The organism is Frankia sp. Hr75.2 (assembly GCF_949319125.1).
Classification (GTDB): Bacteria; Actinomycetota; Actinomycetes; order Frankiales; family Frankiaceae; genus Parafrankia; species Parafrankia soli.
Genome location: NZ_CASGGV010000321.1, coordinates 23404 through 45876, shown reverse-complemented (window position 1 = coordinate 45876; position 22473 = coordinate 23404). Strand labels below are relative to the sequence as shown.

The following is a 22473-nucleotide window of genomic DNA, read 5'->3' as shown; positions in this document are numbered from 1 at the left end:
TCCGTCGACTGATCGTTCCGTCAGTTGGCGGAGTGCCCCGGCGCCTTCGGGGCGAGCTCGGCGCGCAGCGGCGCGAGGACGGCCCAGCGGGCCAGGTTGTGCCGTGCGTCGGCCAGCGCGTCGTGCGCGTCGGGCGGCGGCGGGGGCAGGCTGGGGCTGCCGACGTCCTCCCAGAGCTGGCGCAGGTCTCGGGTGAACCGCGGCAACCGGCGCGGCAGCGCGGGCATCTTCCCGAAGAGCTGGCAGAGCACGACGTGGTCGTAGGCGGCGTACCAGGCCCACAGCTCCGGCGAGCCGTCCGCCGTGAGGAACTGCGCCACCTCGTCCCGGATCCGCTCCCGCGACATCCAGGCCGGGCTGGACGGCGATGGCAGGCGGTCCAGGACGTTGCGGCGCACCCAGGGGACGGCGTGCGAGGGGTCGAACTCCGTCGAGACGGCGTAGAGCTGCCTCGTCCCGTCCTCGCTGACGATCCCGATGCTGACCAGGTCGAGCCAGTGATGGCCGCCGTCGTCGCGCTCGATGAACTCGGTGTCGTAGAAGAAACGGCCGCCCACACCCCCAGTGTGCTCCGCCCGGCCGGGGCGCCGGCCAGGGGCCGGGGGCGGCGCCGGTCAGCGGCGGCGTAGCCGGACGAAGACGGGGCCGAGCACGGCGGCCGCCGCGGCGGCGCCCAGCAGCGGAAGGACCAGCAGGAGCAGGACGGGGTCGGAGTCGTCGGCCGCGGAGGTCGCCGCGGGCGCCCCGGACGGCGGCTGCCCCGCCGCCGCGCCGGCGCTCCCCGGCCCCGCTCCCGGGGCGGCGGCGCAGTTGACGGCACCCGCACGGGTGGGCGCGACCGGCGCCGGCGCGCCGGCGGCAGGCGTCACCTCCACGCTGACCCGGGTCGCGCCCGCCCCCGCGACCACGCACAGCACCCCGGCTCCGGGCGGGGAGGTGACCTGGCCACCGGTGACCCGCGCCTGGTAGCCCGACGGATAGGCCCACGCGGGCAGGACGACCGCCGTCGCCGTGCCCGGGGCGAACGTCCCGCCGCCGGCCCGGGACGGCTGGTAGACGAGGCGGAAGACGCCCGCGCCGTCGCGCTTGAACGACTCCGGCGCGCCCGCCACGGCGGCCGGGTAGGGCCGCACGATCTCCGCCGGGGGCGCGGTGAGCGCCCGCACCTCACCCGGCCCGATGCCGGTCGCGGAGGACTCGACGGCCGGGCCGTCGAAGAACCAGCCAAGCCCGAACGCGTCCCCGGCGTCGGCCAGCGCGGCGGCCCGGCGCGCGGAGCCGTCCACCCAGCCGGTGACGTACCCGGCCCCCTCGGCGGCCGCGACCCGCGCCGCGGGGTCGAACGGCGCCGGCTGCTCGACCCAGAGCGTGTGGTTCGTGTCGACGGCCCGCACGGCGCCGGCGAGATCGGCCGAGCCGACCCCGGCCGGCACCTCGTAGCCGATCAGCCCGGCCACCCCGCCGAAACGGCCGGCCAGGCGGGTCAGACCGGACGTCAGATCCGCGGCCGAGGGGGTGTAGCCGGCGGCGCCCGGGACGATCCGCAGCACCACGGTGAACCCGCGGCCGGTCAGCTCCCGGACGACCATGCCCGCCTGGTCGAGGCCGCCCAGCTCCCGGTCGCCCGGTGGCGGGGCCTCGCCCGACGGCGGGAACAGCCCGCCACGGGTCATCGGGATCTCCAGGCGCAGGCCGGTGAAGCCGAAGTCGAGCCACTGCGCGATCTCGCCGGCGGTGGGGACCCGCCCGGCCGGGACGGTGACACCGCGGGGCAGGACGACCCGTCCGGCGCTGTCGGTGAGGTGGGTGCCGGTGCGCGTCACGGTGCCCGGCGGGACCTGGGGGGCCACGGCGGTCGGCGCGCCGGCAGCGCCGGGCACGGACGCCGGCGGCTGGGCCGGGGTGGACGTCGAGACCCGCGCGGTCGTGGCGGCGGCCCGGCCGGACGGGCCTATCCCGACGTAGGACGGGAGGGGGACGGCGACGAGGGCGGCCGCGAGCACCACCGTCGCCCACCTGGCCGGGCGGCCGCCCCGGCGGCCGTCTCCCTTTCGCGAACCACCCGCAAAGCCGCGCACCCTGCAATCTTGCCGTGCCTGCGCGGAACCGCTCAGACCGCCCTGCGGACCGGCGGCTCACCGGCAGGGGGTACGCCGGGAGAAGAGTCCCCCGCGCGCCGGTCCTGCAGCGGACGCGGACCGTTCTCGGACCGCGGGCCGGTCTCGGAGCGTGCGGCGGTCTCGGAACGCGAGCCGGTGTCGGGCCGCGGGTCCGGCTCGGAGCGGGTGCCGGCCTCGGGGCGCGGGTCGGCCGGCGCGGCGGAGGCGGCCTGCGCCTCGCGGGCCGCGGCGAGCTCCTCCTTCCGCCGCTGCGCGTACATGTCGACGTACTCCTGGCCCGACAGGGACATCAGCTCGTACATGATCTCGTCGGTCATGGAGCGCAGCACGAAACGGTCATCGGCCATCCCGGCGTACCGGCTGAAGTCGAGCGGACGGCCGATCCGGATGCCGACCCGGCGGATCCGCGGGACGAGCCGGCCCAGCGGCTGGACCTCGAACGTGCCGATCATCGCGACCGGGATCACGGGCACCCCGGCCTCCAGCGCCATCCGGGCCACGCCGATCTTGCCGCGGTAGAGCCGGCCGTCGGGCGAGCGGGTCCCCTCCGGGTAGATGCCGAGCAGCTCGCCGTTGCCGAGCACCCGCACGCCCGTGCGCAGCGCGCCCTCGCTCGCCTTCCCGCCGCTGCGGTCGATCGGCACCTGGCCGACGCCGGAGAAGAACTTCCGCTTGCTCCAGCCCTTCAGCCCGACACCGGTGAAGTAGTCACTCTTCGCGAGGAAGGTGATCCGCCGCGGCACGACCAGCGGCAGGAAGAAGGAGTCGAGGAAGCTCAGGTGGTTGCTCGCCAGGATCACCGGCCCACGCGCGGGCACGTGTTCGAGACCCTCGACCCACGGACGCCAGAACACCCGCAGGATCGGCGTCAGGATGGCCTTGACGACCCAGTACAACACGCAAGCTCCCCGCTTCGTCGCACCTACCGCCCTCTGGCGGCATTCCCGGACGTCCGCGCCCGAACCCACCCGACGGCCGGACGCGTGCCCGACACGGTGAGTCAGGGCGAGCGCCACGACCCCGGGACGGGGATCGGACATGAACGGGTTGCCCGGGGTGACCATATGGACCCCTCACGACGTCGTCCACCCACGCGGCACAGACGTCGGTGTGTCATTGTCCGGCGCGGGCCCGGCGAGCCGGGAGCGGGCCCGCCGCGGGCCACGGCGAGAGCCGGCCCGGCCCACGCCGGGCGGGCGGACCTCCATCGATCCCACCGACCTCACTCGACATCCCGTACCCCGACATCCCGCCGACATCGCGGAGACGTCCCGCCGACATCCTGCCGGCCGGTGCCAGCGGGAACGCGCCGGGAGCACGCAGAGCGCACCGGAGGGAACACACTCCGGCAACGACCGGTTCGTCCAGGATGATGGAAAGGCACACGGCCATGGCCAGTCGGCCCGGGGCGTGCGAGCATGCGAAGGTCGGCGTCGTTTCCCAGCACGGTGATGGACGGCAGGTGACAGTCGGGTGACCGGCGGTTGCTGCCGGCCGACAGGCGATGCGGGCCGACAGGCGATGCGGGCCGACAGGCGATGCGGGCCGACAGGCGATGCGGGCCGACAGGCGATGCGGGCCGACAGGCGATGCGGGCCGACAGGCGATGCGGGCCGGCGCACGCACGGTCACGGAGGCGCCCACGTCATGAACCGCGGCGGGCGCGTCGCGGGCGCTCGACGCGGAGGGAGCGGATCACCATGGCGGGAGTCCCGGAGCCGGCGATCCTGCCCGGCGCCGAGCCCTTCGATCTCGACGGCGGCGGTGTCGACGGCGTGGGCGTGCTGCTCGTCCACGGCTTCACCGGCTCGCCGCAGAGCATGCGACTGTGGGGGGACCACCTCGCCGCGGCCGGCCTGCGCGTGAGCTGCCCGCGGCTGCCCGGGCACGGCACCCGGTGGCAGGACATGGCCGGCACGACCTGGCAGGACTGGTACAGCGCCGCCGACGCGGCCTTCGGCCGGTTGAGCGCCTCCTGCGACCGGGTCTTCGTCATGGGCCTGTCGATGGGCGGGACGCTCACGCTGCGCCTCGCCGAGGAGCACGGCGACAAGGTCGCGGGAGCGGTCACCGTCAACGCCAGCCTCGGCACGGACCGGCGGACGGCCGCGCTGGCGCCGCTGCTGTGGCGGATCCTGCCGACGGTGCCCGGGGTCGCGAACGACATCCGTGATCCCGCCGCGACGGAGGTCGGCTACTCGCGTGTTCCGACCAGGGCGTTCGCCTCGTTGCGCGAGCTGTGGGCGGTGACCCTGGCGGACCTCGGCCGGGTGGTGTGCCCGGTGCTGGCCTACCGCAGCGTGACCGATCATGTGGTCGAGCCGACGTCCGGGCGTCTGCTGCTCGCGGGTCTCACGTCCGCGCCCGCCGAGGAACAGCTGCTGCACTACAGCTACCACGTGGCCACCCTCGACCACGACAAGGAAACGATCTTCAAGGGGAGCATCGACTTCGTCACCGCGACACCGGGGCCGGCCGGCTCCGGCCAGCCCGAGCCGAGGCCGGGCCGTCATGCCTGAGAACCCGGCGGGTTTCGGGCAGCCGGACGCTGACCCCGACGAGATCCCCACCGAGCCGACGTCACCCCCCGCGGCAGCGGCGGCGGATCAAGCGGCTGCCGGTGGTTCGGGCTCCGCGGGAGCCCCCGGCTCAGGCCGTCCGGTGGAGTCGCCGAACGCGGAAGCGGGAGCCGCCGGCTCTGGCGAGGGACGAGAGGACGGCACGGCACCGGATGCCGGTTCGCCGCAGGCGGCTGGTTCCCCCGATACGGCTGGTTCCCCGGAGGCGGCTGGTCCGGACACGGCTGGTTCCCCGGACCGGGGGGCCACGCGCGCCGACACCGCCTCACCGAGCCTGACCGACAGCGGGGCTGACGGGGCGGGCGCGGCGGGCCGGCGGACCCCCCGGGAGCGCCGCTCACCGGCCGCCGACGAGGCGGCCTTCCTCGAGCTGATCGCCCGGTTCGACCAGGAGCCGCCGCCGGGCGAGCGGCTGTGGCCGGCCGCCGAGGACGTCGACGAGCCCCGACGGCCGTCCGTCATCATCATCAGGCCCGCGGGTCGGCAGCCCGACGGCATGCCGCCGGACGGGCGCCACCTCGCCGGCGACGACACCGACCCGGGCACCGAGCGCACCGAGCCGGCGTCCCCGCTCGGCCGCCGCACGGACGGCGCCGCCCCGGTGGATCTCGACGGGTCGAGCGAGGACCGCCCCAACGCCGGCCTGACCGGTTCCGACCGCACCAGCACCGACCGCACCGGCACCGACCGCACCGGCACCGATCGCACGGGCGCCGGGAACGCAGGCACGGGCCGCCAGGGCGGCGGCCGGGGCGAGGCCGGGGCCGCCGACGAAGCGGACCGCGCGGGAAACAGCCGCGGGCGGGACAACCGCTCCCCGCTCGACGGCATCGCGGGGCTCGACGCCGCCGTGCGGGCCGCCTTCGGCACCGCGGGTCGCGACGCTCCCGAGTATCCGGGCGCGGACGACGACGATCACTACGTGCCGCCGCCACCACCGCCGGTCCCGAAGCTGCGGCCGGTCACCCGCTGGGCGCTGGGCTCCATCGCGCTCGGCGTCGCGATCCTGGTGGTCCCGACCCTGATCGGGCTCAACCATTCACGTTCCCAGGACGTCGCGGGCGTCCTGCTCATTCTCGGAGGCGTCGGGACGCTCGTGGCCCGCATGGGCGACCGGCCGCCGACGGACTTCGACGGACCGGACGACGGCGCGGTCGTCTGATCGCGCCGACGGACCGGACGCGCCTGGGGCGCGTCCGGTCCGTCGGCGTTGCTCCAACCAGCCCGACCTGCCGGCGCGGCGTCGGGTACGGCGACCGACAGATGACGGCGGAAGGACGGCGGCGTGCGTTTCCACGAGCAGGTCGAGGTGCACGGGCACCTGATGGACACCGGTGTGCTGGCGCGGGTGCTGGACGACGTCCTGGCCTACGGCGGTGACTACCGGGTCGACAAGATCGACCTCGGCCGGACCCACGACGACGAGTCGCACGCCGTGGTCACGGTCGGGGCGGAGTCGGCGTCCAGGCTGGCCCGGATCCTGATGCGGGTGCAGGTGCACGGGGTGAACAAGCTCGTCCCCGGCGAGGCGCGGATGTGCGTGGCCGACGCGGACGGCGTCTTCCCGGAGGACTTCTACTCGACGACGAACCTGGAGACCGTCGTGCACCTCGACGGGCAGTGGGTGCCTGTCGAGCACCCGGAGATGGACTGTGGGCTGATCGTCTCCGGCGGCCGGGTGCGCACCGTCCCGGTGGCCGACGTCCGCGCCGGCGACGTGATCGTCTGTGGCATCGACGGGGTCAAGGTCGTCCTGCCCGTCTCGGACCACTCGACCCGGCTGCACGGCGAGTTCGCGTCGATGTCGACGTTCAGCTCCACCGCGGCCCAGCCGCAGGCCGTCCTGGTCAAGGCGATCGCCCGCCAGATCCGCGAGGTCAAGGCCGAGGGCTACCAGGTGCTGTGGGTGGCCGGGCGCGCGGTGGTCAGCACCGGCGCCTCCCGCGCGCTGACCGCCCTGGTCGAGGCGGGCTACGTCGACGTGCTGTTCGGCGGGAACGCGCTGGCCACCCTCGACCTCGAGCGCGCCCTGTTCGGCAGCGCGCTGGGCCTGGGCTCGCCGCACAGCCGGCGGGTGCAGCGTGGCAACGAGCAGCACATCCGCACCGTCAACACGATCCGCCGGGCCGGGTCGATCCGGGCCGCGGTCGAGTCCGGCCTGGTCACCAAGGGTGTCATGCACGCGATGGTGAAGGCCGGCAAGTCGTTCGTCCTCGTCGGCTCGGTCCGCGACGACGGCCCGCTGCCCGACGTCCACACCGACGTCGTCGCCGGGCAGCGGGCGATGCGGGCCGCGCTGCGCGGCGTCGGCTTCACGGTGATGGTCGCGACCACCCTGCACTCGGTCGCGACCGGCAACATCCTGCCGGCGTCGGTCCCGGTGGCCTGCGTCGACACGAACCCGTCGATCGTCTCCGGCCTCACCGACCGCACCTCGGCCCAGGCCCTCGGAGTCGTCGCAGACGCCGGGCTGTTCCTCGAGCAGCTCGCGACCGAGCTCGTCCCCGACTACCAGACCTGATCCGCGGAGGACGAGAACGCGCCGCTGTGCAGAACGGGCACGATCGGGTCGGCGTTGAGCTGCGCGGCGGATGCGCCGTCGTCGTCCCAGCCCAGGTTCAACAGCTCCCGCCCGGAGACGGACCCACGTAGCTCGTCGTGAAGGTCGGGCTCGGCCGAACGGAAGGCGGCCATGGCAGCTCGGGCCTCCGGGGAGACCCGTGATCGGGGCAGCGCACCCGCGTCGACGGCACTGGCGATGACCGCGATGTACCGGCCTGCGGCGACTTCGTCCGCGAGCAGGCTACCCACCGCCGCCGCGTTGCGCAGGCATCCAGCGATCAGGGTCGCCCCGATGTCGGCTGCTGCGGCTGGCAGAGCGGCGCCGTTCGGCGAGGGCAGGACCAGACGGGTGCCGGCTGGAATGTGGGCGAGGTCGGTGGGCGACAGGGACCACGGCGTTGCCGGATCCTCCCCCTCCCCCTCTCCCCCCGAACCGCACCACCAGCTGTTATGCACGGCCGGCTCCGCCGCCGGGCGAAGTGTGGCCGTTGAGTGAGTCGTGGCTGTCACTCAACGGCCACGGTTCCTCGGCTGCCGTGCATAGCGGCCGGGGCGGTACGAATATTTATCGCTTTCAGCCCCGACCGGGGCCCAACCGAGCCCCGATGCCCCCGCGGTGCCCGGCCGGCCGGCGGCTACCGGCGGGCGAGGTCGGCGGCGCCGACGATGCCGGCGGAGGAGCCGAGGGTGGCCACCACCACGTCGGCTTCCGGCCGGTGCCCGCGGCCCGACAGCCCCGCCCGGTACTGGGCGCGGGCGGGCCCGACCAGCAGGTCCCCCGCGTCCGACACTCCGCCACCGATGACGAACCGGCCGGGGTCGAGGATCGCCGTCAGGCTCGCCAGGCCCTGGCCGAGCCAGTGGCCGATCTCCTCGAAGCACTTCACCGCGGCCGGGTCGCCGTCCTGGGCGGCGGCGGTGACGTCCGGCCCGCTCAGCTCCTCGACGGAGCGACCGGCCAGCATCGTGCGGGCGGCCTCCGGGGACGCGGTGGCCATCTCCTGGGCGACCCGGACGAGGGCCCGTCCGCTGGCGTACTGCTCCCAGCAGCCGCGGTTCCCGCAGCCGCACAGGTGGCCGCCCGGGACCACCTGCATGTGGCCCATCTCGGCGCCGATACCGAACGCGCCGCGGTGCAGCCGGCCGTCCAGGACGATGCCGCCGCCGATACCGGTGCCGACGGTGACGCAGACGAGGTCGGCCTGGCCGCGCCCGGCGCCGAAGCGGTACTCGGCCCAGGCCATCGCGTTGGCGTCGTTCTCGACGACCACGGGCAGGCCGACCCGCTCCGCCACGACGTCGCGCAGCGGCTCGTCGCGCCAGGCCAGGTTCGGGGCGAAGAGGACAGTCGACCGGTCGCGGTCGATCCATCCCGCCGCGCCGATGCCCACGGCGCGGACGTCGTATTCCTGGCGGAGCCCGGCGACGAGCTCGGCGATGGCGTCGGCGACCTCGGCCGGGGCATGGCTCGGGGTGGGCCGTCGGGCGGAGGCCAGCATCCTGCCCTGGGCGTCGACGACACCGGCGGCAACTTTCGTCCCGCCGACGTCGACTCCGATCGCCAGGTCGCCGTCCCCCTCGGGGGCGGTCGCTGACCCGGTGGTCACTGTGCGCTCACCTCACATCGATCTTCTGGACACGGGGTCGGGGCGACCCCGCGGACGTTGTAAGGCCGGCGCCCGTCTCACGGCCCCGGCCTGGTGGTGGGAAGCCTGGTGGTGGAAAGCCCGGCGCGGGGAAGGGATCGCGGTCGGTCCCGGCTCCCCGTTCCCGGGCGGCCGGGCCGCCGCTGTCGTGCGGTGCCGCCGCCTGCCCGGGAAGACGGTCTGCGCCGCCACCGTGCCCCGTCTCGGCCGGACGAACCCGATCCCCGGCGGCCGCTTCGCTACGCTCCCGGCCGGTTGCACCATGTCGCGGTCCGGCCGGGTCGGCAGGTTCGCCCGCGGCCTGGCCGCGGTGCCCGCTGGCGCCCCAGACCGTCCAGGCGGCACGCGCCGCCGCGCTCAGTGACACTGCCGCGTCGACCAGGTGGCCCGCGACCTCCACGTGCTCCTCCCGGACACTGGCGAGAACCCGGCAGACCGGGCAGGCGCAGCATGGCCAGGAGCCGTCCCGGCCGCCGTGCGCGTCCGATCCCGCGGCGCCGGGGGCTGTGGCGTTGGCGGCTGCGCCGGTGGGTGCCGTGCCGGCGGGTTGCCCGTCAGCGGTGTCGAAATGACCGTCCGCGGCGTCCGGGCCGCCGTTGGCCGCCGCCCAGTCCCGGACGGCCGCCGCCAGCAGCGCCGCCTCCTGGGCGAGCGAGCCGACGACCTCCCGGGGCACCCCGTCCGACGTGCTCACGCACGCACCCACTGGGCCGGGTCCGGCACGAACGACACGACGAGGCGCTCCTCGGCCAGCCGGGCGCCTGACACATCACACCGGCGCAGCGCGGCGGGCAGCGGGACGAGCCGCCGGTGCGGGCCGACGCTGACGATGAGGTCGTCACCGACCCGGGCGAGGTCGACCTCCGACCGGTCGACGAAGGGCAGGCCGAACGACATGGCGTAGCCGCCCTCGGTGCGCTCGACCCGCGGGCCCGCCCCCTCGCCGGACCGGTGAACGCTGAGCACCGCAGCCGGGTCGCGGTCTCCGTAGGCCGCGGCGCCGAAGGCGGCGAGCTCCTCCAGCCCGAGCGGCTCACCGGCCCGGTAGGCGGCGGTGAGGACGGGCAGCGGCGCGACGAACGCGCCGATCTCGATGAGCTGCTGACGGTGCGCCGCCGCCCAGCCGGCCCGCCAGGCGTCGCCCCCGACCGAAGCGATCACCCGGTTCGCGACCACCGCGTCCACGCCGATGCCGTGCAGCGCCAGGGCGCTCAGGGTCCGCCGGGCCTGGGCGAGCGCGGCCGTCTCCGGGGTCAGCACCAGGCGCACGCTGGTCACGACGGGATCGGCAAGCAGGGCGCGCATGTCACGCGCCAGGCGTGCCAGCCACGACACCGCCTCGTAGGCGGGCCCGGCGATCGCGGCCACCCGCCCGGTGAGACGGCCCGGCAGCGCCAGCGACGGGCGCATCCAGCGGGCGAGCGCGCCGTCCGGGGAGCCGAGCCGGCGGCAGCCCCACGCGAGCGTCTCCGGGCTCGCCAGCAGCCGCAGCGCGGCGCTGGCCGGCCCTGCGTCGACGACCACGACGTCGTAGCGGTCCGACTCGAGCCGGTCGCGCAGCTCCAGCAGGGTGAGCGCCTCGAGGGCGCCGGGCAGGCCGGCGAGCTCCTCGACCTCCAGGAGGTCGACACCGGCGGCGGGGGCCACGGCCGAGATCAGCGCGCGTAGTTGCGGCCAGCGCTCGGCGAACGCGTGGCGCAGGTCCAGTTGGAGGCCGAACAGCCCGGGTTCGAGCTCGACCTCACCGGGGCCGAGCGGATGGTCGAGGATGCCGGCCAGGCCGGCGGCCGGGTCGGCGCAGACCAGGAGCGTCCGGTGGCCGCGCTGGGCCGCGAGCGTGGCCGTCGCCGCCGCCACCGTCGTGGTCCCACCACCACCCTTGCCCGTCAGGAGCACACACCGCACCGGATGGTCAGCTCTCGGTGAGCTTCTCGACGTGCTTCTTGAGGTCCTTGAGCGCCGCGTCGACGATGCCGCCCTGCACCTTCCGACGGAGCAGGCCGGGGATCTTGATCTTGAGCTCGACGGTGAGGTCGTAGGTCACCTCGGTGCTGCCGTCGCCGAGATCACGCAGCGTGTACGAACCGTCCTGGGTCGACATCGCCTCGCCGGAGACGAGGCTCCAGCTGACGTGCTCGTCGCCCTTCCAGGTGTACTCGTTGACGAACTCGTCCTTCACGACGACGGCGTTGATCCGGAACCGGGCCTGCCGCGGGCGGCCGTCCGGGCCGACCTCGAGGATCTCGGCCTGTTCGATCTGGCCGACCCAGGTCGGGTAGGCGGCGATGTCCGCGATGGCCCCCATGATGACGGCCGGCCTGGCATCGATGACGATCGACGACTGCGCGTGGTCCGCCATAGCCGCCAGCACCTCCACATCTCATCGCCCCGGCGGGGCCTGGTCGGACCCGCCGGTCCTGTCCGGGCCGTGCCGCCGGCCCGCCTCCGCGGGCCGTTCGGCACCCGTTCGGCGACCCGTGTCACGGGCCGCCGGACGATTACCCGATCGATCGTTGAGGCTACCGGAACCCGGGCGCGGGGCCGGGTGTCCTACCACTCGAGGACGTACGGCGCGCCCCGCGCGTTGAAGTGACCGACGTTGACACATCGGGTCGCGCCGATCTCGAGCTCGGCGACCAGGGGCTGGTGCACATGGCCGAACAGCGCGTACCGCGGCTGTGTCGCGTGGATGGCCTCCAGCACCGCGACGCTGCCGCGCTCGAACCGGCGGGCCTCCGTGTCGTAGACCAGCTCCGGGACGTGCGGCGGGATGTGGCAGCACAGGACGTCGACCGCGCCGACCGCGGCCACCTTCGCCGCGTAGGTCTCGTCGTCGATCTCGTACGGGGTGTTCATCGGCGTGCGCAGCCCACCGCCGACGAACCCGAACGTCAGCCCGCCGATCTCGGTGGTCTGGCCGTCGAGGAGGGTGATCCCGTCACGCAGGAAGTCGGGGTAGAGATGTGGGAGGTCCACGTTGCCGTAGGTGAGGTAGGTCGGCGTCGGGAACGCGGAGAACATGGCCGCGTACTGCCGCCGGATGGCCGCCTCGACGACGTCGGCCCGGTCGCCGTCGACCCCCGCCCAGAGCTTCCTGGACCACTCCCGCGCCTCGTCGAACCGCTGCTCGGTACGCAGTTCGATCATGCGGCCCACCGCCTCGGCGCCGAACAGCTCACCCATGATCCCGCGGCCGTGATCGAAGTAGTCGATGAAGAGAATCAGGTCACCGAGGCAGACGAAGGCGTCGGCACCGGCGGCGGCGCCCGGGAGCGCGTCCGACCGTCCGTGAACGTCGCTCACCACATGCACGCGCACGTGAGAGAGCTTAGGGCGAGTCGCGTGCCTTCCACAGCACCCGTACCCGAAAGCGCACAGGCGGGTCGGCGCGGCGGGGGCGAAAAAAGCGGGCGCGGACGGCTCGCCGTGGCCGCGCTCACAGGCTAACGTCACTTGACCAACTTCTCTCCGATCACCGACCGCCCTCCCATCAGTGCCACACCTCAGTGCCACGCCGCACCAGAAGGCAGCGTCGCGGATCAGCGCCGCACCGGCACGTCACCCCGAACGGCCCGCCGCCAGCCAAGGAGTTCCCGTGCGCGAGTACACCTCTCCCGCCCGAGTCACCGTGGCGGATGACATGACTCTCAGCGATGCCGTGTTCGCCAACGCGTCACGGACACCCGAGAAGGTCATCGTCCGCCACAAGTCGGGCGGCCAGTTCGCCGACGTGACCGCGCGGGAGTTCCGCGATCTGGTGGTCCGCACGGCCGCCGGCCTCGCCGCCCGCGGGGTGCGCCCCGGCGACCGCGTCGCGATCATGAGCCGCACCCGGTACGAGTGGACGGTCGTCGACTACGCGGTCTGGGTCGCCGGCGCGGTCACCGTGCCGGTCTACGAGACGTCCAGTGCCAGCCAGATCGAGTGGATCCTGTCGGACTCGGAGGCCGTTCTCACCGTCGTCGAGACCGAGGCCAACGCCGCACTCGTCGCCACGGTGCGCGACCAGGTTCCCACCCTGCGCGAGGTGCTCGTCCTGGACGGCGGCGCGCTCGACACCCTGGCCGAGGCCGGGGCCGCCGCGGGGACCGGCGAGGAGGAGCTCGCCGCCGCGCGGGCCGGGGTGACCGCGGCTAGCATCGCCACGATCATCTACACCTCCGGCACCACCGGCAGACCGAAGGGCTGCGAGCTCGCCCACCGCTCGCTGCTGTTCAACGCGATGAGCTCCGCGGCGACCATGCCGGACCTGTTCACCGAGGACGCGTCCACGCTGATGATCCTGCCGCTGGCCCATGTGCTGGCGCGGACGATGCAGTGCACCATCATCAACAGCGCGCGGTGCATCGCCTACGCGCCGGACACGTCCACGCTGCTGGCCGACCTGGCCCAGGTCCGCCCGAGCTTTCTGCTCGCGGTGCCGAGGGTCTACGAGAAGGTGCACGCCGGCGCCCGTGCCAAGGCCCACGCCGACGGGAAAGGCCGGATCTTCGACGCCGCCGAGGCCACCGCGATCGCCTACAGCGAGGCCCTCGACCACGGCGGGCCCGGCTTCCTGCTGCGCGCCCGGCACGCGTTGTTCGACCGCCTCGTCTACAGCAAGCTGCGGGCCGCGATGGGCGGCCGGATCGACCACGCCATCAGCGGCGGCGCGCCGCTGGGCCCACGCCTCTGCCACTTCTACCGGGGCATCGGGGTTCCGATCTTCGAGGGGTACGGGCTCACCGAGTCCACCGCGGCCGCGACCGTGAACCGGCCCGATTCACTGAAGATCGGCACCGTCGGCCTGCCGCTGCCCGGCGTGACGATCCGTATCGCCGACGACGGGGAGATCCTCATCCGCGGCGACCTGGTCCTGAGTGGCTACCGCAACGACGAGACGGCGGCCAAGGAGGCGCTCGACGCCGACGGCTTCCTGCGGTCCGGCGACCTGGGCTCCCTCGACGAGACCGGACATCTGCGCATCACAGGGCGGAAGAAGGAGCTGCTCGTCACCGCGGGCGGCAAGAACATCGCCCCGGCGCCCCTCGAGCACCGCATCCAGGAGAACCCGCTGATCAGCCAGGCGATGCTGATCGGCGACCAGCGGCCGTTCATCGCCGCCCTGATCACCCTCGACCCGGACGCCTTCGCCTCCTGGCGCGACACCCACGACCACCCGTCGACGGTGACCCCCGCCGACCTCGCCACCGACCCGGAACTGCTGGCCGAGGTCCAGAAGGCCGTGGACGCGGCGAACGCCACCGTCTCCCACGCCGAGTCGATCAAGAAGTTCGTGATCCTGCCGAACGACTTCACCGTCGCCGGCGGCGAGCTCACCCCGAGTCTCAAGGTGAAGCGCAACCTCATCATGGAACGCCACGCGGCAGCCGTGGAATCCATCTACGCGGGGGCCCGGACCGCCTCCTGATCCCCCGCACGCCCCAGCCGAGCATGGCCGGGCCAGGCGCAGGCCGGGCGGCCGCGGGCGGCTCAGGCGAGCAGCAGGTCGCGCAGGTCCGAGGCCAGGACGTCCCAGCGCCAGCGGAGCTCGACCCACGCCCGCCCGGCGGTCCCCATCGAGCGGGCGCGGTTCGGATCGGCCAGCAGGTCGCCGACGGCCCGGATCAGCGCGCGCGGATCGCGGCCGTCCACGACCACCCCCGTCCGCTGGTCGAGGACCGCGTCGGGGGCTCCCCCGCTGCGGCCGGCGACCACCGGCAGCCCGGTCGCCGAGGCCTCGAGGAAGACGATGCCCAGGCCCTCGACCTCGAGCCCCGCGCGCCGGTTGCGGCACGGCATGGCGAAGACGTCCCCCGCCGCGTAGTGGGCCGGCAGTTCCGCCCACGGCACCGACCCGGTGAACACCACGTGCTCGGCGACGTCGTTCTCCCTGGCCAGCCGGGTGAGCTCCTGCCGGTACGGCCCGCCGCCGACGAGCAGCAGCGCGGTGCCCGGGATCCGCCGGCGCAACGCCGGCAGCGCCCGGATCAGCATGTCCTGCCCCTTACGCGGAACCAGACGGCTCACACAGACGACCACCGGACGGCTACCCAGCCCGTAGCGACGACGGGTCTCGTCCCGCCCCTCCCCCGGCCGGAACAGGGACGGGTCGACACCGCTGGGCAGCCGGGCCAGGTCCGGATGCGGACCGAAGGCCGGACCGAGGCGACCCCTGGTGTAGTCCGTGAGGTAGGTGATCACGTCGGTGGTCGCCCCGATGCGCCGCAGCAGTTGCCGCGCGCCGGGCAACGCGGCCCAGCCCACCTCGTGCCCGTGCGTGCTGGCCAGCACCCGGCGGGCGTCGAGATCCCGGCGCAGCCGCGCCCCGAGCAGGCCCAGCGGCGCCGCCGCGCCGAACCACAGCGTGTCGCACTTCTCCGACCGCGCGATCTCCCGCGCGCGACGGAAGACATCCGGCGTGGGCAGCATCAGCGACGTCGGGTGCCGCACCACCGGGAACCGCTGCGCCGCGTCGAACTCGGCGGCCCCCCGCCAGGCAGGGGCATACACCACGATCTCGTCGTCGGGCAACCGCGAGGCGAAATTGTGCACATACGCCTGGATGCCACCGGGCCGCGGAGGGAAGTCATTGGTCACAGCGAGCACCCGCACGCCGCCATGTTCCCGCATCGCCTCCATCAAGACGCAGGTGGGACGCCTCCAACCACGCGGACACCACCGCAGCGCCCCGCCCGCACACAGAGCGCTCTCCCTCTCCCGGACGCGGCCGCACCGCCCGCTCCCCGGGCACGCCCCGGGCAGCGCATCAGCCAGGCGTCAACCGGCGCGGCGGCGTGGCAGGGGCCGGGGCGTTTCCGGGCCGGTCGGCGACCCGCCGGGGGCAAGCCGCAACCTCGGGATGAGCCCGGCATCGGCGAGCACGGCGAGGGCGCGGCGCTCGTCCTCGTCCCACTCCATGCCGGTGGACGGCGGGGCCAGCAGGACGGTCACCACGCAGTCCGCGCACGCGACGTCTCGCACGGCGCACGCATCACAGTCGATCAGCATCGTGCTCACCTCTCGGTTCGCCGCCCGGATCCGCCTGGTCTTCCCCGCACCCGGTAGATCACCGAGCCCTGTCGACCACCGCGGAACCGGACACCAGTTCGACGCGAACCACGCTAGGTGAGGGGTCCGACAGTTCCGGACGCCCGAACCCCGTCCCCCGTACCCGGCGCCACCCAAGCGTCAACGAACCGTGGCGGCTGAGTAAGTCGGGGCCGGCGGAGAGCTAGCGGTCGAGGCGGGCCAGGAGGGCGTCCGAGGGGACGGTGCGGGCGCCCTGCGAGGCGCAGTTCTCCGCCACCTCGCGGTCGGAGGTCACGACGGCCACCGGTCGGCCGACGGGTTCCGCACGCACGAGACGTCCAATCTCGTCGTCGGCCAGCTCGCCGGGCTGGCTGAAGACGACCCGCACGCCGCGGGGCATCGCGACCCCGACCGGCCGGGCCACCACCGCCGTCGCGTCGAAGACGACGGTGACCTCGGTGTCGAGGGAGCGGCCGGCCAGGGCTCCCAGGCCGGCCAGCAGGCGTGCCCGCTGGGCCTGGAGGGTCAGGGTGCCGTAGCCGCGTTTGGTGACGTTGTAACCGTCGATGATCAGATGCAGGCCGGGGATGGCGAGGACGTCGTCGATGATGGCCGGGTCATCGGCGGAGCGCCCGCGGCCACCGACCGCGGAGAACGGGTCGAAGGCAGCTCCGTTGTCGGAGCGGCCGACCAGGTCGGCGGGCCGCGCGACGGTGGTCGGCAGCGCCAGCTCCCGCCGGACCCCGTTCGCCGCAGCCATCAGCGTGTCGAGCAGCACCCGAAGCCGCGCCTCGTCCAGGCCGCGGGACTCGCGGGTGTCGCGGCGGGTCAGCGAGGCGGCGGCTTCGAGGTCGCCGACCCGCGCGCGCAGCCGCCGTACCTCGGCCTCGCTCTCCCGGGCCGAGGCCAGCGCGGCGTCCCGGGCGGCCTCGGCGGCGAGACTCACCTCCCGGGCGGCGAGCTCGGCGCGGCGGACGCGGTCCGCGGAGGACCGTAGCCGGCGGCGGGCCTCCTCCGCCTCGGCCCGTGCCTGGTCGAGCTGGCCGCGCAGCTGGTCCTGCTCGGTGCGGGCGAGCCGGCGGACGGCTTCGATCTGCTGGTGCAGGCGGTCGATCTCGCGCTCGGCGTCGACGAGCCGCGCGGTGGAGACCGCCTGCTCGGACGAGCGGGCCGCCTCCTCGACGAACTGCTCCCAGTCGGGGAGCCGGAGGATGTAGGCGACCGCCGCGACCTGGGCGGGTGGGGCGGCGGGTGGCGGGCCGCCCTCCCCCGTGATCGCGGCGACCAGATCGGGGTGGGTGCGGCGCACCCATTCGGCCACCCGGCCGCGGAACTGCGCGTCGTGCTCGATCGCGGCCGCCAGCGGGACGGCGCCCAGCCGGGCCCGGCGCGACGGCTTGAACCGGCGCACGGCGACCAGGCTCGGGGGGACGACCGCTTCGACGATGTCGGCCAGGGTCTCGGCGGCGTAGGCCACGACCTGGGCCCGCACGTCCACGGGCAGCGTCTCGTTCATGTGACGGGCCCGGCCTGGCCGGCGGGGGTGCGGACGCTGACTCCCCGTGGCCGGCCGAGTGGTCGGGGCATTACCACTGGCACGGGGGACTCCGGAGCGAACGACGACAGCGACGGTCCAGGGTATCGGTCGGCCAGCACGACCTCTTCGGACACCATCGGTGAATCCGTGCCCAGCCCACCGCGAACGGGCACGCACCGCCGCAGGGTCCGCGTCGGCGGCCGCGAATCCCAACGGGAAGCGGTGTTTCGCCCCCGGTGGGCCGGGGTCGAGGGGCTGCCGCAGGCCACAGGACACGGCGGCGCAGGCCCGGGGCATCACGGCACCGCCGCACCTACCGCATTTCGCGAGCCAGCCGGCCATTGTCTCATGTGATATCCGGCTTATGTAGCCTCGCCCTGTCCGTCCGCACATACCCGCTTCGAGAGAAACACGGCAATGGCCGTCGAGAGGACACCCGTTGACCGACCAGACCCCTCCTGGCCAGCCCTCCCCCGGTCCGGAGAACCAGGAGACCTGGAGGGCCCCCAACAACTCGTGGCAACAGCCACCGGATGCCGGCGGCCAGGCGGGCGGAGCGCCCGCAGCGGCCGGTGCTCCCGGCGCGGGCCAGGGCGGCCTGCCGTCCACCACCCCGCCGCCGGCGCCCGTGCCGCAGTGGGGCGCCGGCGCGCCGGGCCAGGAAAGCGGCGGATGGCCGTCCACCACGCCCGTGGGCGGCGGGGCGGGCGGCGGATGGGGCACGCCACCGGCCGGCGGGCCCAACCCGGACGGTTCGTGGCCCGGGGCGGGACAACAGCAGTGGCCCCAGCAGGGCACCGATACGCCCTGGGGGCAGCCGGGCCAGCCCGGCACCGGATGGCAGCAGCCCGCCGACTACCAGCAGGGTGGCACCCAGGGCCAGTACCAGCAGGGCTACCAGCAGCCGGCTGACTACCAGCAGCAGGGCTACCAGCCCGGGTATCAGCAGCCCGCCGACTACCAGCAGCAGGGGTACCAGCAGCCCGGCTACCAGCCACAGCCAGGCGACTACCAGCAGCAGGGGTACCAGCAGCCCGGCTATCAGCAGCCTGGCTACCAGCAGGGCTTCCCCCAGCAGCAGGGCAACTGGCAGCAGCCCGGCGGCCCGCCACCGGCCCGGCCCCGCCGGAACCCGGCAATGATCATCATTCCGGTGGCCGTCGTCGCGGTCATCGTCCTCGGGGTGGTGATCGCCCTCGCGGCCGGCGGCGACGACTCGAAGCCGACGGCCACGCCGCCGGCGGTCACGAACCTGGGCCCGGGCACCGTGCCCACCCTGACGGCACCCGCCGTCCCGGGTACGACGACGGCCCCGCAGCAGCCTGCCGGCCCCGCCGGATGCACGCCGGTCGTGCCGCAGGGCGCGCCGCCCGCGGGCACCCTGACCCTGGGTGGGACGGGCACGGTGGTCGGCACCGCGAGCTCGTCGGTCAGCGACTTCGAGGCCAAGGTGACGCTGAACAGCATCTGCAGCACCACCGGCCCGGCCGCCGACTACTCCGATCCGCCGGTGCAGGGCGCCAACTACATCCTGAACGTGACCGTCGAGACCATCCGCGGCGAGACGACCGCGTCACCGGACGACTTCTACATCCAGACCTCGGACGGCAGCCGCTACGACGGCTCCTTCACCACGGTCGAGCCGAAGCTGTTCACCCTCGACCTGAAGGCCGGTCAGAAGGTGCGCGGCAACGTGGTCATCGACGCCCCGGCGGGTCACCACATCCTGTCCTGGGAGCCGCTGTTCGCGACGCAGCCGGCGAAGTTCCAGTTCTGACGACAGGGGGCCCCGTCCGTGCCCGTTCCACCGGTGAACGGGCACGGACGGGGCCTCGGCGGGGCACCCGTGGCAGAGCTCGACTCGGCTCCGCCACAACCGGCACGGCTCGCTCCGGACCCGGCGTGGCCGGATCTAGACCCGGCGCGGCTCCGCCAGGGCCGCCCGCAGGCGCTCGGCGACGTCGTCCATCATCGCCGGATCGGGGTTGTGGTCGGCGAGCGCGAAGCTCATCTGCGACTCCGCGTCGATCGGGAACAGGTGGATGTGGGCGTGCGGCACCTCCATCCCGGCGAGCATCGCCGCGACCCGCCGTGGCTTGAACACCGTGTCGATGGCCCGCCCGACGACAGCCGCGGCACTCCACACCGCGCGCACCGTCTCGTCCGGCAGATCGATCCAGTGATCGATCTCCAGGCGGGGCACGATGAGCGTGTGCCCGGGGCGGACGGGCGCGATGGAGAGGAACGCGACCGCCGACTCGTCCGAGTAGACGATGCGGCCCGGGAGCTCGCCGTTGATGATCCGGGTGAAGACACTGGCCATGGCCGGACCCTACCGAGATCGACCGCGCGGCACCCGACCACGGACGCCGGGGTCGCGGTCGGTCCGGGGAGCCTCTGGTGAACGCGGCCGGCAGGCGGACCACACCATCCACTATCACACTTGAAACCATACGATAGCGGGCAATAGCGACTAACAGGAAACGTAGCCCGCAAAGAGGTCCAGGAGGACACGCCGGAAGCACTCTGGTGCGCCAACAAACCCGGCCATACGGAATGATGCTCCGGGTGGCGTGGTTTGAGACGAACGGCATCAGGGTCGCCCGTATCAGCGTCGACTGCACCGATGTGGACACGATGGTCCGCTTCTGGTCCAACGCCCTCGGTTACGAGGTCTCCGAGCAGGGCGGCGACTCGGCCGTCCTGCGTCATCCCGCCGGTGCCGGGCCCAAGCTCCTGCTCCGGCGGCGGCCCGAGCCGCGGGCCGCCCGAGGCGAGCAACGACCACCACGATGGGCGGCGCGCCGGGCCGGCCGCCGCCCGGAACCGGAGCAGGACACCGCGGACAAGGCCGGCAACCGCCTGCACCTGGAGCTGTACGCCGTCGACGCGGAGCGGGTGATCGGCTGGCTGTCGTCGCTGGGCGCGCGCCAGCTCGCCCGGTACGAGGCCGACGGGGAGACCGGTTTCGTGCTGCGCGACCCCGAGGGCAACGAGTTCCGCGTGATGAACGCCGGGCCGACCGCCTTCGCCCGGCCGTTCTCCTGAGCCGCGCCGGGCCGACCGGGGACGAATCCTGTCGTACCCGCGGCCTAGGGTGTCGCCGTGTGCCCAGTCCCTGCGCCGACCGGCGGCGTGCCGCGCCAGGCCAGCCTGGCAGAGCTCGGCCGGCCGCTGTCGGACCTGACGTTCGTCGTCGTCGACCTGGAGACCACCGGCGGCTCGCCGGCGACGAGCGAGATCACCGAGATCGGCGCCGTGCGGGTTCGGGGCGGCCAGATCCTCGGTGAGATGTCGAGCCTGGTCCGGCCGTCGGCCCCCATCCCGGCCTTCATCTCCGTGCTCACCGGCATCACCGACGCCATGGTCGCCACCGCCCCGGGCATCGGCGAGGTCGTGCCGACGTTCCTGGAGTTCGCCCGGGGCGCGGTGCTCGTGGCTCACAACGCCCCGTTCGACCTCGGCTTCCTGCGCGCCGCCGCCACGGCGTGCGGCTACCCGGCCCCGGCCTGGGAGCATCTCGACACGGTGCGGATCGCGCGCCGCGTCATCAGCCGCGACGAGACCCGCGACTGCCGCCTGTCCTCCCTGGCGGCCCTCTTCGGTAGCGCGACCCAGCCGAACCACCGGGCGCTGGCCGACGCCCGCGCGACGGTGGACGTCCTGCACGGGCTGTTCGAGCGGCTGGGCAACCTGGGTGTCACCACGATCGAGGATCTGCACGAGTACAGCGCGCGGGTTTCCCCCGCCCAGCGGCGCAAGCGGCACCTCGCCGACGACCTGCCCACCGGCCCGGGGGTCTACGTGTTCCGCGACGGCACGGGGCGCCCGCTGTACGTCGGCACGTCCCGGTCGGTCCGCTCCCGGGTGCGTACCTACTTCACGGCCAGCGAGCCCCGCACCCGGATGGCGGAGATGGTCGCGATCGCCGAGCGGGTCGACGCGATCGAGTGCGCGCACGCGCTCGAGGCGGAGGTGCGCGAGCTGCGGCTGATCGCCGAGTACAAACCGCCGTACAACCGCCGCTCCCGGTTCCCCGAGCGGGCCGTCTACCTGCGGCTCACCGACGAGCCGTTCCCCCGGCTCTCCCGGGTCCGCTCCGTCGGCGACGGTGTGACGTCGCTGGGGCCGTTCGGCAGCGCGGCGGCGGCCGAGTCGGCGGCCACGGCGCTGCTGGAGGCGATCCCGCTGCGCCAGTGCTCGACCCGGCTCTCGCCGCGCCGTCCGACGGCCGCGTGCGCGCTGGCCGAGCTGGGGCGCTGCGGCGCGCCGTGCGACGGCCGGGAGGGGGTCGCCGAGTACGGCCAACACGTCGCCGCGGCGCGCGGCGCGATGACCGCCGATCCGCGGCCCGTCGTGGACGTGCTGGAGCGGCGCATCGCGCGACTGTCCGCCGACCAGCGCTACGAGGAGGCCGCCGGGGTCCGTGACCGGCTCGCGGCCTACGTGCGGGCCGTCGCGCGCATGCAGCGGCTGACGGCGCTGACCTGCGTCGACGAGTTGGTCGCCGCCGCGCCGACCGCCGACGCCGGGTGGGATCTCGCCGTCGTCCGCCGTGGCCGGCTGGTCTCCGCGGCGTCGGTGCCGCGCGGCACCGACCCGAGGCCCTGGGTCGACGCCGTGGTCGCCAGCGCGGAGACCGTCCGACCGCTGCCCGGCCCCACCCCGTGCGCCTCGGTCGAGGAGACGGAGCGGATCGGGCGGTGGCTGGCCGGGCCCGGCGTGCGCCTGGTCCGGCTGGACGGCGAGTGGAGCTGGCCGGCGCACGGCGCGATCCGCGCGGCGCGGCGGTTCGACGTCCGCTTCGACGGCGGTTTGGACAGCGGGTTCGACCGCGGGTTCGACTCCCCCACCGACACCCGACGCGGGCGCGCGCCCAGCAGCGGCCGGAGCGGCCGCGAGCCGCGGAAACGCTAGGGTCGCAGCGCTAGGGGCCGCCCCCGTCGATGACGGGAACGGCCCCTCGGTGCTTCAGCGTGCCTGTTCTCGAGTGTGCCTCCGGGTCGAGCCTGGTGGCT

20 protein-coding genes are annotated in these 22473 nt (G+C 74.3%); 7 read left to right on the top strand and 13 right to left on the bottom strand.

Annotated features, from left to right (window positions below):
- Positions 1-20 precede the first annotated feature (20 nt).
- From AC559T_RS29195 to AC559T_RS29185, 3 genes are all read right to left on the bottom strand, one after another.
- Complete coding sequence (locus AC559T_RS29195; protein WP_071061894.1) at positions 21-557, bottom strand: polyadenylate-specific 3'-exoribonuclease AS; 537 nt, start codon at positions 555-557, stop codon at positions 21-23.
- 57 nt (positions 558-614) lie between these two features.
- Positions 615-2006 (bottom strand): hypothetical protein, encoded by a 1392-nt coding sequence (locus AC559T_RS29190; RefSeq protein WP_498870748.1) that lies wholly within the window; start codon positions 2004-2006, stop codon positions 615-617.
- A gap of 104 nt (positions 2007-2110) precedes the next feature.
- Positions 2111-3019: a lysophospholipid acyltransferase family protein gene (locus AC559T_RS29185; RefSeq protein WP_112105921.1), complete on the bottom strand. Its 909-nt coding sequence runs from the start codon at positions 3017-3019 to the stop codon at positions 2111-2113.
- Between the two features lie 801 nt (positions 3020-3820).
- Between AC559T_RS29185 and AC559T_RS29180 the strand changes: the two genes are divergently transcribed.
- From AC559T_RS29180 to AC559T_RS29170, 3 genes are all read left to right on the top strand, one after another.
- The gene (locus AC559T_RS29180; protein WP_498870747.1) at positions 3821-4639 is read left to right on the top strand and encodes an alpha/beta hydrolase; all 819 of its coding nucleotides are present in this window, start codon (positions 3821-3823) and stop codon (positions 4637-4639) included.
- On the top strand, positions 4632-5861 hold the full coding sequence (locus AC559T_RS29175; RefSeq protein WP_498870746.1) for a hypothetical protein: 1230 nt from the start codon (positions 4632-4634) through the stop codon (positions 5859-5861). The genes AC559T_RS29180 and AC559T_RS29175 overlap by 8 nt, the downstream gene beginning before the upstream one ends.
- A gap of 123 nt (positions 5862-5984) precedes the next feature.
- Positions 5985-7220: an ornithine cyclodeaminase family domain gene (locus tag AC559T_RS29170; RefSeq protein WP_112105924.1), complete on the top strand. Its 1236-nt coding sequence runs from the start codon at positions 5985-5987 to the stop codon at positions 7218-7220.
- On the opposite strand, the gene AC559T_RS29165 is transcribed toward AC559T_RS29170, so the two are convergent.
- The 6 genes from AC559T_RS29165 to AC559T_RS29140 all read right to left on the bottom strand — a co-directional run bounded on the left by AC559T_RS29165 (position 7208) and on the right by AC559T_RS29140 (position 12225).
- Complete coding sequence (locus AC559T_RS29165; protein WP_498870745.1) at positions 7208-7717, bottom strand: 2-phosphosulfolactate phosphatase; 510 nt, start codon at positions 7715-7717, stop codon at positions 7208-7210. The two genes, AC559T_RS29170 and AC559T_RS29165, sit on opposite strands and share 13 nt — an antisense overlap.
- 179 nt (positions 7718-7896) lie before the next feature.
- Positions 7897-8868, bottom strand: coding sequence for an ROK family glucokinase (locus AC559T_RS29160; protein ID WP_112105428.1), 972 nt, complete (start codon positions 8866-8868; stop codon positions 7897-7899).
- A 7-nt stretch (positions 8869-8875) separates the two neighbouring features.
- Positions 8876-9601 (bottom strand): hypothetical protein, encoded by a 726-nt coding sequence (locus AC559T_RS29155; RefSeq protein WP_498870744.1) that lies wholly within the window; start codon positions 9599-9601, stop codon positions 8876-8878.
- Entirely contained in the window at positions 9598-10812 is a 1215-nt protein-coding gene (locus tag AC559T_RS29150; protein ID WP_373693939.1) for an ArsA family ATPase, read from the bottom strand. Before AC559T_RS29150 ends, AC559T_RS29155 begins: the two co-directional genes overlap by 4 nt.
- 7 nt (positions 10813-10819) lie before the next feature.
- Positions 10820-11266: an SRPBCC family protein gene (locus tag AC559T_RS29145; protein ID WP_020459429.1), complete on the bottom strand. Its 447-nt coding sequence runs from the start codon at positions 11264-11266 to the stop codon at positions 10820-10822.
- A 191-nt stretch (positions 11267-11457) separates the two neighbouring features.
- Positions 11458-12225 carry a metallophosphoesterase family protein gene (locus tag AC559T_RS29140; protein ID WP_071061920.1) on the bottom strand — a complete coding sequence of 256 codons (768 nt, stop codon included), beginning with the start codon at positions 12223-12225 and terminating at the stop codon, positions 11458-11460.
- Between the two features lie 277 nt (positions 12226-12502).
- Here AC559T_RS29140 and AC559T_RS29135 point away from each other — a divergent pair, with 277 nt between their 5' ends.
- Positions 12503-14317 carry an AMP-dependent synthetase/ligase gene (locus tag AC559T_RS29135; protein WP_112105426.1) on the top strand — a complete coding sequence of 605 codons (1815 nt, stop codon included), beginning with the start codon at positions 12503-12505 and terminating at the stop codon, positions 14315-14317.
- Positions 14318-14379: 62 nt separating this feature from the next.
- On the opposite strand, the gene AC559T_RS29130 is transcribed toward AC559T_RS29135, so the two are convergent.
- The 3 genes from AC559T_RS29130 to AC559T_RS29120 all read right to left on the bottom strand — a co-directional run bounded on the left by AC559T_RS29130 (position 14380) and on the right by AC559T_RS29120 (position 17434).
- Positions 14380-15501: a glycosyltransferase family 4 protein gene (locus AC559T_RS29130; protein WP_071061985.1), complete on the bottom strand. Its 1122-nt coding sequence runs from the start codon at positions 15499-15501 to the stop codon at positions 14380-14382.
- 165 nt (positions 15502-15666) lie between these two features.
- Complete coding sequence (locus tag AC559T_RS29125; RefSeq protein ID WP_112105430.1) at positions 15667-15897, bottom strand: hypothetical protein; 231 nt, start codon at positions 15895-15897, stop codon at positions 15667-15669.
- 223 nt (positions 15898-16120) lie between these two features.
- Positions 16121-17434, bottom strand: a complete 1314-nt coding sequence (locus AC559T_RS29120) for an NYN domain-containing protein (protein ID WP_498870743.1) — start codon at positions 17432-17434, stop codon at positions 16121-16123.
- A gap of 460 nt (positions 17435-17894) precedes the next feature.
- Between AC559T_RS29120 and AC559T_RS29115 the strand changes: the two genes are divergently transcribed.
- Entirely contained in the window at positions 17895-19232 is a 1338-nt protein-coding gene (locus AC559T_RS29115; RefSeq protein ID WP_498870742.1) for a DUF4352 domain-containing protein, read from the top strand.
- A 135-nt stretch (positions 19233-19367) separates the two neighbouring features.
- Here AC559T_RS29115 and AC559T_RS29110 read toward each other — a convergent pair whose 3' ends face one another.
- On the bottom strand, positions 19368-19778 hold the full coding sequence (locus tag AC559T_RS29110) for an HIT family protein (protein WP_112105423.1): 411 nt from the start codon (positions 19776-19778) through the stop codon (positions 19368-19370).
- Positions 19779-20011: 233 nt separating this feature from the next.
- Between AC559T_RS29110 and AC559T_RS29105 the strand changes: the two genes are divergently transcribed.
- Together AC559T_RS29105 and AC559T_RS29100 are read left to right on the top strand one after the other, a co-directional pair.
- Positions 20012-20503: a VOC family protein gene (locus tag AC559T_RS29105; RefSeq protein WP_041253893.1), complete on the top strand. Its 492-nt coding sequence runs from the start codon at positions 20012-20014 to the stop codon at positions 20501-20503.
- 57 nt (positions 20504-20560) lie between these two features.
- Entirely contained in the window at positions 20561-22372 is a 1812-nt protein-coding gene (locus AC559T_RS29100; protein ID WP_498870741.1) for a DEDD exonuclease domain-containing protein, read from the top strand.
- Positions 22373-22473 lie beyond the last annotated feature (101 nt).